The following is a 10,551-nucleotide window of genomic DNA, read 5'->3' as shown; positions in this document are numbered from 1 at the left end:
TGGTGTCTTGGGCGTTACAAAAAGGACAATGCATATTGAATTTCCAGACCAAATAACTGGCGCAGAGTGTACTGGCAAAACAGCGCAAATGGAAAAACTAGGACGTTTTACACGAAGCGCATTTTATCTCACATAAGGCTTGACTTTCCCTTTCATCGATAAAAAAAGCACCCTATCAATGATTGGTTATACACACCTAAAATTTTGTTCAATAATCAAGTGGGAAAACAACATTAATTTGAAATATTTCCCTTGCCAATCGGCTAATACCTTGATTTACCTAGCTTACAGAATAGCCGATCAGAAATCACCCAAAGTGAGTTAAGCTAGAAACGAGCAGGGGTAGCGCAAGGTACTCAAAGGATACCCCCAAAGTTATCCACAGAAGGCTAATTTTGCAGTGTATTTTATGAAACTAGAAACAAAAAAAGGTAGCGAATAATCGCTACCTTTTTTATCTAACATCAATAGTGAACCGAGAGTTAACTGAGTTTACCGTGACATTGTTTGTACTTTTGTCCTGAACCACATGGGCATGGATCGTTACGGCCTATTTTCTCGCCTTCACGGATCACTGTTCTAGGAGCCTCGACTTGCTGCTCTGCAGTATCACTTAATGCTTCTGCTGATGAGTGTTGATAAGCCAGTTTAATCTTTGCTTCTTCATCGCGGCGACGTTGCTCCATTTCATCAACATCTGATTGTGCTTGGACTTGTACTTTAGACAATACACTTATCACGTCATTTTTTAGTGTTTCAAGCAGTTGTTGAAATAACTCAAACGATTCACGCTTATATTCTTGCTTTGGATTTTTTTGTGCATAGCCACGTAAATGAATACCTTGGCGCAAATGATCCATAGCCGCTAAGTGTTCTTTCCAAAGGCCATCTAGCGTTTGTAGCATTACCGCTTTTTCAAATTGACGTAATACTTGTGCACCGACCATTTCTTCTTTAGCTTTATATAAATCACTCCATGAAGATAAGATCCGTTCGCGTAGCGTCTCTTCATGCAGATTGTCATCTTCATCTAACCATTTTTGAATCGTTAGCTTTAGACCAAACTCGTTACCAAGGCGTTGTTCAAGTCCTGATACATCCCACAGTTCTTCAAGTGATTGCGGTGGAATATATTGATCGACGATTCCGCTGATCACATCTTGTTCAATATTCTGAATTGTATCTTGGATACTCTCAGCATCCATTAACTCATTACGTTGTGCATAGACAACTTGGCGTTGATCATTAGCCACATCATCATATTCAAGTAGCTGCTTACGAATATCAAAGTTACGCGCTTCTACTTTACGCTGCGCATTTTCAATAGCACGTGATACCCATGGATGTTCGATGGCTTCACCTTCTTCCATGCCAAGCTTCTTCATCATGCCTGATACACGGTCAGATGCGAATATACGCATCAAGCTATCTTCCATCGACAAATAGAAACGTGAAGAACCCGCATCACCTTGACGACCAGCACGACCTCGTAACTGATTATCGATACGACGAGATTCGTGACGTTCTGTCCCTAGGATGTGTAACCCACCTGCAGCAACCACTTCATCATGACGAATCTTCCAATCGGCTTTAATCTTGGCTTTCTGTTCTGCGGTAGGATTATCTAGTGCTTCAATTTCCATGTTCCAGTTACCGCCTAATACGATATCTGTACCACGACCAGCCATGTTAGTTGCAATTGTTACTGCACCTAAACTACCCGCTTGAGCAACGATCTCAGCTTCTTTTTCATGGAATTTAGCATTGAGCACGCTATGAGGGATTTTGGCTTTTTTCAATAACGTATTAAGCAGTTCTGATTGCTCAATAGATACCGTACCCACCAATACTGGTTGACCGCGTTCGCGGCAACTTTCGATATCCTTAATAATCGCGGCATATTTCTCTGGCGCAGTAAGATAGACCAAATCGGCCATATCATTACGAACCATTGGACGGTTTGTCGGAACAACAACCGTGTCTAAGCCATAGATATGCTGAAATTCAAATGCTTCAGTGTCAGCGGTACCGGTCATACCGGCAAGTTTTTCATACTGTCTGAAATAGTTTTGGAAAGTGATAGAAGCCAGAGTTTGGTTTTCATTCTGGATTTTAGCGCCTTCTTTAGCTTCCACTGCTTGATGTAAGCCTTCAGACCAGCGACGTCCAGGCATAGTACGGCCGGTATGTTCGTCGACAATGATGACTTCATCATCTTGAACGATATAATCGACATCTTTTTCAAACAAGGTATGTGCGCGAAGTGCTGCATGAACATGATGCAATAGCGAAATATTCGTCGCAGAGTAAAGCGAGTCGCCTTCGGCTAACATACCTTTTTCAATTAAAAGCAGTTCAACTTTCTCTTGACCACGTTCAGTTAAATGAACCTGTTTGCCTTTTTCATCAATACTGTAGTCACCTTCGCCAACATAATCTTCGGTGTCTTCTTTATCTTGAGCAATAAGGCTTGGGATCAATAAATTAATTTTAGCGTAGAGTTCAGAGCTGTCTTCTGCGGCACCGGAAATAATCAGTGGTGTACGCGCTTCATCAATTAAAATTGAATCGACTTCATCAATAAGGGCATAGTGCAATGGTCGCTGAACACGCTCTTGTGGCGAAAATGCCATGTTGTCGCGAAGATAGTCGAAACCGAATTCATTATTGGTACCGTAGGTAATATCTGCGTTGTAAGCTTCTTTCTTTTCGAATGAACCTAAACCCGCGATGTTTATACCGACGCTTAATCCTAAAAACTCAAACAGTGGACGGTTATTCTCAGCATCACGGGTTGCCAAGTAATCGTTCACGGTAATAACGTGAACACCTTTGCCCGTTATGCCGTTAAGGTAAGCAGGCAAAGTTGCCGTAAGTGTTTTACCTTCACCGGTTCGCATTTCAGCAATGCGATTACTGTCGAGTACCATGCCGCCAAGTAACTGCACGTCAAAATGGCGCATATCAAACACACGCTTAGATGCTTCACGAACAACAGCAAATGCTTCTGCCATGATGTCATCTAACGTTTCGCCATTTTCTAAACGTGCACGGAACTCTGCCGTTTTCGCTTTCAGTTCTTCATCAGAAAGCTTTTCGTAATCTGCTTCTAATGCATTAATTTGAACAACAATTTTTCCAAGACTTTTCAGGGTGCGGTCGTTGCGACTTCCGAATACTTTTGTCAGTAGTTTGCCTAACATCTTAATCACTTATCTGTTGTAGGTTTGGCTCATTTGAGCGCATTAACCGTTAATATTATTAACTTGCTTTGCGGTAAACGTATTTCTGTGGATCTATTTGTTGTTTACCACGCAGCACTTCGTAATGCACATGGGGGCCGGTTGAACGGCCTGTGCTTCCCATACTGGCAATTTTATCGCCTTTGGCAACCACGTCACCTACGTTTACTGACAGAGATTTATTATGCCCATAGCGAGTGCGAAGACCATTACCATGATCTATTTCGACTAACTCACCATATCCAAGCATTCTTCCTGACCATGTTACAACGCCTGCAGCAGTAGCCGTAACATCCGCCCCTTCTTTGCCGGCAAAATCAATGCCTTTATGCATTGTTCGTCGGCCACTAAAAGGGTCATTTCGTAAACCATAGGGCGAAGATAACCAACCTTTATCGATTGGCCGCCCTGATATATAACGCTCTTCATCTATATGGAGATTAGATGCTACTGTTTCAAGTAGGGATAGCTGAACGTTATTATTATCAATTCTAGATGCCAGCTTATTCATTTCATCGATAAGCTGACTTAATTCGACACCATTGCCGATTTCGCTCAATCCGCCGATACCGACTTCTGTAGAGAAATCAAATTGGTCATCAAGGAGGTTATTTTGCGCTACTTGCTGCCCAAGGGCTTCAAGTCGGGTGATTTTGGCCTGCAATTTTGCCACGTGAGTGACTAAAGATGCTAGCTGGGTTTCAGTTGCAGTTTTGAGTTCTACCACTTGTTGCTTTTGCTGTTGGCGCAGTTGCTTATTTTCATCAACTTTCGCTTGTTGGTTAGCAAAACGCTCAGTGCTGTATTGATATATTCCTGTGCCGGTGGCCATTAGAATAATAGGTAGGAGTAACCAACGCTTACTTGGTTGCCAGCGCGTTACACCATTTCGACCTTGGATAAAAACTGTTACACTCATAGCCTAATTCAGCCATCTTATTATCATATGAAAAAGCCCCCTCAAGATCTCAGCAATTTAGTCCATTTGTCTGGGAGACTGCCTGAACTGGCCGAGAAAGCAGAACTACTTAATAATCTGAATCGTTATGTAAAACAGACATTAAGTGGCCCTGTGGCTGAGCAGCTAAAAGTCGCTAATCTCCGCCAGGGTGTTCTTGTTATTGAAACGACATCCGCAGCATGGGCTGCTAGAATAAACTTTCAAAAGCAGAAGCTATTAAAACAGCTTCAAACTGACACACTTCCGATGCTTACTGCTATTGAGGTGAAAGTCAATCCTGGGCTTGCCTTAGCAAAACCACAATCTCAAACTAATCAAAATGTGATCAGCACCACTGCAGCACAGCATATTGAAGCATTAGCAGAACATGTCGATGGTTCTCTAGGTGAAAAACTAAAACGGCTGGCTGCATTAGCCAGCCGTAATAGGCAATCTTAACGGGTTAAACGTGCGCCAACGCACCTGGAACCATGAAGCTGACAGGCACATCAGCCTCTTTGTCAAAGCTGACTAACTCCCATGCTTCTTGCTGAGCAAGTAATGCACGCACAAGTTGGTTGTTTAACGCATGCCCCGTTTTGTAAGCCGAAAATTCACCGACAATTGCATGACCAGCAACATATAAGTCACCAAATGCATCGAGAATTTTATGCTTAACGAATTCGTCTTCATAACGCAGACCATCAGGGTTTAATACACGATATTCGTCAAGTACAACGGCATTTTCCATGCTGCCACCTAATGCAAGATTATTTGCACGTAGGTATTCAATATCCCGCATAAAACCAAATGTTCTGGCACGACTAATGTCTTTTACAAACGCTGATGTCGAAAAATCCATCACCATGTGTTGTTGACTGCGGGCAATTTCAGGGTGAGCAAAGTCAATTTTAAAATCAACTCTAAAGCCTTTAAAAGGTTTTAACTCGGCCCATTTATCACCATCTTCAACACGAATAGGCTTAGTGATTTTTATATATTTTTTCGCTGCAGCTTGTTCTTTAATACCTGCGCTTTGCAGTAAGAACACAAAAGGGCTTGCACTGCCATCCATAATCGGGATTTCTGGTGCATCGACTTCGATAATAGCATTATCGATGCCTAAGCCAGCAAGTGCTGCAAACAAATGCTCAATAGTTGATATTCGAATACCAGCATCATTGACAAGGGCAGTACACATTGTGGTTTCACGAACCATATCGGCCTTGGCTGGAATAGACACAGCAGGGCTAAGATCGGTACGCTTGAGTACAATCCCTGAATTCACTGGTGCGGGCTTAATGCACAGAGTCACCTTGTTGCCAGAATGTAATCCGACACCAGTGCTCTTCACCATCTTTTGAACAGTTCTTTGAAAAATCATTCAGTAGCCCATAAATATCAATATTAAACAAATAGTTGCAATAATAGCCTCAGGCTATCATGCATAACTGGTACAACATGCTACCATAAATTTAGTTTTTCACAAAAAAAACGCCAAATACGTTGCAAATTGTAAACCTGTTTACAAAATAACCTTTATCAGCACATCGCGCTCATTAGTCACGCTAAACATTGCGTTTTATCCGTCTATTAATCCGCTTGCTTACGTAAGAATGCTGGAATATCAAGATAATCAGCATCAGTACGTTGCGCTGGTTGAGGCTGTGGTACAGCATTACCTTTTGGCGCAGCATAGCTTTGTTGTGATACAACTTCATCAACGGGTTCTGGACGAGGTTCTATCGCAACAGGTTCTGGACGAGCAACAGGCTTAGACACTAGCTGAATGTCTGGCTTTTTCTCAGCGCCAATACCAGTAGCAACAACAGTTACACGTAATTCATCACTCATTTCAGGATCAATCACAGCACCAACAACAACAGTAGCGTTATCAGATGCATAAGCTTTAACATGGTTACCCACTGTTTCAAGCTCTTCAATAGTGATATCCATACCAGCAGTAATGTTAACTAGCACGCCACGAGCACCGGCTAAATCGATATCTTCTAGTAATGGACTGGCAACAGCAGCTTCTGCAGCTTCTTCTGCACGATCATCACCACGAGCAACACCAGTACCCATCATGGCATTACCCATTTCAGACATCACGGTTTTCACATCGGCGAAATCGACGTTGATAAGACCTGGGCGAGTAATAAGCTCTGCAATACCTTGAACGGCACCTAGTAATACGTTGTTAGCTGCAGCAAAGGCATCAAGTAGTGATGTACCACGACCCAATACTTTTAATAACTTTTCATTTGGGATCGTAATTAACGAATCCACATGTTTAGCTAATTCAGCAATACCAAGTTCTGCATATGCCATACGCTTTTTCCCTTCAAAAGGAAAAGGCTTAGTCACAACAGCAACCGTTAGAATACCTTCTTCACGCGCAATTTCAGCCACGACTGGTGCAGCACCGGTACCGGTACCACCGCCCATTCCTGCAGCGATAAAGATCATGTCAGACCCTTTTATTGCTGCACGAATGTTCTCGCGATCTTCTTCTGCAGCTTGACGACCGACATCAGGATTTGCGCCAGCACCAAGGCCTTTAGTAACATCGCGCCCTAGCTGGATAGTTGAACCCGCACTTGATTTACGTAGTGCTTGTGCATCTGTATTTGTGACGATAAATTCAACACCTTCGATGCTGTGTTTTACCATATGTTCGACAGCATTTCCGCCGCCGCCACCGACGCCGATGACTTTAATCACCGCTTCGTCTGAATGTGTATCCATGATCTCAAACATTGTCTGATCTCCGTTTGTCTGCGTTATTAAAATTCACCTTTAAACCAACTTTTGACCCGATTCAAAAAGCTGGTAACCCCTTGTCGCTCAGGTCGCTCGAACTGTCGTTCGATAACTCGCCTTGCGCCATAATGAAGCAACCCTATTCCGGTAGAATAGATTGGTTGATCCACATATTCGTATAATCCTTTAACTGGTAGCGGAGAGGCAACACGAACTGGCATACCAAAGGTTGCTTCTGCAATTTCAACGGCACCCGATATCGATGACGTTCCTCCGGTAAGTACAATCCCTGCAGCAATTTGATCTTCTAATCCGCTATCTTGTAACTGCTTAAGCACAAGCTCAAACAATTCTTGGTATCTTGGCTCTACCACTTCTGCCAACGTATGACGTGACATGCTGCGTGAAGGTCGACCACCTACTGATGGTACTTCAATACTGTCTTCACGACTGACGGTTGAACTTCTGGCACTGGCAAATTGCACCTTAATTTGTTCTGCATGCGTTAAGGGCGTTCTGAATATCTTGGCGATGTCACTGGTAACTTGGTTACCCGCTACTGGGATCACCGCACAATGCCGTAATGCGCCGTTGGTATATACAGCAATATCGGTTGTTCCACCACCAATATCAACAATACACACACCTAAATCTTTCTCATCATTTGTGAGCACTGAATCTGCGGAGGCGATACCAGAAAACACTAAATCGTCAACTTTTAGCCCACAGCGTTCAACACTTTTAGTAATATTTTTGGCCATATCATTGGCACAGGTCACGATATGCGCTTTCGCTTCCATACGCATGCCCGACATGCCAATTGGGCTCTTAATCCCGTCTTGAACATCGATAGAATATTCTTGTGGCAATACGTGTAAAATACGACGTTCTGTCGGGATCTTAACCGAGCGCGCGGTATGAATAACGTTGTCAACATCTTCCTGAGTCACTTCTTCGTCGTTAATCGACACCATGCCATTTTCATTTTGACAAGCAATGTGCTTACCCGAAATGCTTAAATACACAGAGGCAACCTGACAATCTGCCATAAGCTCTGCTTGATCTAATGCTCGCTGCACGCTGCGTACGATAGAGTCGAGGTCATTTACGCCGCCTTTGTCCATACCGCGAGAAGGATGATTACCTAAACCAATGACACTAATTTCACCATCAGGTAATACTTCGCCAATGATCACTGCGACTTTGGATGTCCCTATATCTAACCCCACGATGAGGTTTCTTTCCTGATTTTTGGTCATTTATTGTCGACTCTCTTTTTCTGAATCATCCCAACCTACGGCGAACCCGGTATCGTAACGTAAATCAACGGTTGCAACGGGTTTATCACTCTGCTTCAAAGTAGGATACACATTTATAAAGCGTTGTATCCTTGCCATTTTATCTTCTCGACCAAGTTCAATTTGAATCCCATTAGCCAATACTGCATGCCAAGCATGACGTGGACTTAGGCGTAAACTGGCCAACTTAAACTGGTTTATCGTCAATAACTCATCTAACTGCTTATAGCTGGTCAAGACTTCCATTTCAGCCCCTTCAGGGCCATATAACTTAGGTAACGTATCATGTTCTGCATGCGCTAACGCATCAAAAACCTCACCATTAGTATTGAGCCAAGACACTTCATTCCAATGCGCTACAGCTTGCTGCTCTTGTAAAGTGATCTTAAACTTTGCCGGCCATTCACGCCTAACAGATGCATGATAAACCCACGGCAAAGCTTCTAATGCTTTTTGAACATCCGCAACATCGGCACTAAAAAAACTACTTTGCATTAATGATTGCAAGGCGTTCTTTATCTCGTCATCGGTGGTATAAATTCGCTCGCCTTTAATGGCAACCGCTTCAATTGGTAATGCATCTGCATCATTGAGCAGATCATGCAATTTCACCCCACCCCATACTACGGTGCCAAGTACACTGCATAAAAACAGTACGCCAGTGCAAAAATACCAATTAACACGAGCCAGTTTATGTTTTAGTTGCCGCCCTTTATCGCTCCACGACACCTTAAATCCGCCTCTGATATTGTTCCGGAGTTAATCCCAAAAGATCGGTCATTATATAGACCAATCCAGAAGGTTTAAAGCTCGATTTTTACACGCAATAATTGGTGAAAAATCAATCACTTTATTACTCTTCAGCAAGTACTTTACAACCCAGATTATTCTGAGCTAATTCTTTCGATAAACTACCAATATTACCTGCCCCCTGGGTCATGAATAAATCACCATGTTGCAATACATCAGGCAATACCGCGGCAAGCTGATCTGGACTGGCAATAAAAATAGGGTCTATCTGGCCACGTAAGCGAATAGAGCGACATAAAGCGCGTCCGTCCGCACCAGGAATAGGCGCTTCACCAGCGGCATAAACATCTAATAATAATAAACAATCTACTTGCGACAACACATCGACAAAATCTTCATATAAATCACGGGTACGGCTGTATCGATGCGGCTGATATGCCATAACTAGGCGCTTATCTGGCCAACCAGCCCTAGCCGCTTTAATCGTTGCTAATACTTCACTTGGATGATGACCGTAATCATCCACTAGCATCACATTGCCATTAGGTGTTTCAAATTCACCTAAATGCTGAAAACGTCGACCAATACCTTCAAATTGTGCAAGCGCTTGCACAATAGCGCTATCATCAATGTCGTCTTCACTGGCAACAGCAATCGCAGCTAATGCATTAAGTACGTTATGCTCGCCTGGCAAATTAAGCACAATATCGAGATTCTCTTTATTGTGACGTTTCACCGTAAAGCTTGACTGATGGCCGTTTTGAGAAAAATTAATCGCCTGTACATCGGCATCGTCACTAAAACCATAGGTCACAACTTGTCGGCCAATACGCGGCATGATTTCGCGAATAACCTCATCATCAATGCACATAACGGCTACACCGTAAAACGGCAGGTTATGTAAAAAATCAATAAAGGTGGTTTTCAACTTTTCAAAATCACCACCATAGGTATCCATGTGATCGGCTTCAATATTGGTGACCACACTCACCATTGGTTGCAAATGTAAAAAGCTTGCATCACTTTCGTCTGCTTCAGCAATAAGGTATCGACTAGTGCCTAAGCGTGCATTGGTACCTGCACTATTGAGTAAACCACCGATGACAAATGTTGGGTCGCGTTCAGCTTGACCATATACACTGGCAATTAAGCTGGTAGTGGTGGTTTTACCGTGAGTACCGGCAATGGCAACACCATGGCGATAGCGCATTAACTCGGCTAGCATCTCTGCACGACGTACTATCGGAATACGTAATTCTTTGGCTGCGATAATCTCAGGATTTTGCTGGTTAATCGCTGTTGAAACCACGACGACATCAACCTGCTCAACACTTTGGGCCTGATGGCCAATAATGATTTTCGCACCCAAACTGACTAAACGTTCAGTCACACTATTGATGGCAATATCCGAACCGCTCACTTGATAGCCTTCATTCACTAGCACTTCCGCAATCCCACCCATGCCAGCACCACCAATGCCAACAAAATGAATGCGTTTGATCCGTCTCATCTCAGGGATCATGCTACGAAGCTGTGCGTATTTTTCTGTCTTTGTCAT

General features: G+C 43.2%; 8 protein-coding genes. 1 reads left to right on the top strand and 7 read right to left on the bottom strand.

The window, feature by feature from the left end:
* Positions 1–482 precede the first annotated feature (482 nt).
* Both secA and GW828_RS13410 read right to left on the bottom strand, forming a co-directional pair.
* Entirely contained in the window at positions 483–3,203 is a 2,721-nt protein-coding gene (gene secA / locus GW828_RS13415) for a preprotein translocase subunit SecA (RefSeq protein WP_182742344.1), read from the bottom strand.
* Between the two features lie 58 nt (positions 3,204–3,261).
* Entirely contained in the window at positions 3,262–4,161 is a 900-nt protein-coding gene (locus tag GW828_RS13410; RefSeq protein ID WP_124018384.1) for a M23 family metallopeptidase, read from the bottom strand.
* A gap of 27 nt (positions 4,162–4,188) precedes the next feature.
* On the opposite strand from GW828_RS13410, the gene GW828_RS13405 reads away from it, so the two are divergent.
* Entirely contained in the window at positions 4,189–4,641 is a 453-nt protein-coding gene (locus tag GW828_RS13405; RefSeq protein WP_124018383.1) for a DUF721 domain-containing protein, read from the top strand.
* A gap of 4 nt (positions 4,642–4,645) precedes the next feature.
* Here the strand turns inward: GW828_RS13405 and lpxC are convergent, their stop codons facing one another.
* The 5 genes from lpxC to murC form a co-directional block, all read right to left on the bottom strand.
* On the bottom strand, positions 4,646–5,566 hold the full coding sequence (gene lpxC / locus GW828_RS13400; protein WP_124018382.1) for a UDP-3-O-acyl-N-acetylglucosamine deacetylase: 921 nt from the start codon (positions 5,564–5,566) through the stop codon (positions 4,646–4,648).
* 209 nt (positions 5,567–5,775) lie between these two features.
* Entirely contained in the window at positions 5,776–6,942 is a 1,167-nt protein-coding gene (gene ftsZ / locus GW828_RS13395) for a cell division protein FtsZ (RefSeq protein WP_124018381.1), read from the bottom strand.
* A 26-nt stretch (positions 6,943–6,968) separates the two neighbouring features.
* Positions 6,969–8,204, bottom strand: coding sequence for a cell division protein FtsA (ftsA, locus tag GW828_RS13390; protein ID WP_124018380.1), 1,236 nt, complete (start codon positions 8,202–8,204; stop codon positions 6,969–6,971).
* Positions 8,205–8,972, bottom strand: coding sequence for a cell division protein FtsQ/DivIB (locus GW828_RS13385; protein ID WP_182698919.1), 768 nt, complete (start codon positions 8,970–8,972; stop codon positions 8,205–8,207). It lies immediately after the preceding gene.
* A gap of 124 nt (positions 8,973–9,096) precedes the next feature.
* Positions 9,097–10,551 carry a UDP-N-acetylmuramate--L-alanine ligase gene (murC, locus tag GW828_RS13380; protein ID WP_124018378.1) on the bottom strand — a complete coding sequence of 485 codons (1,455 nt, stop codon included), beginning with the start codon at positions 10,549–10,551 and terminating at the stop codon, positions 9,097–9,099.

This window comes from Shewanella vesiculosa, from assembly GCF_009994065.1.
Classification (GTDB): Bacteria; Pseudomonadota; Gammaproteobacteria; order Enterobacterales; family Shewanellaceae; genus Shewanella; species Shewanella vesiculosa.
This window is presented reverse-complemented; position numbering and strand designations above follow the sequence as displayed.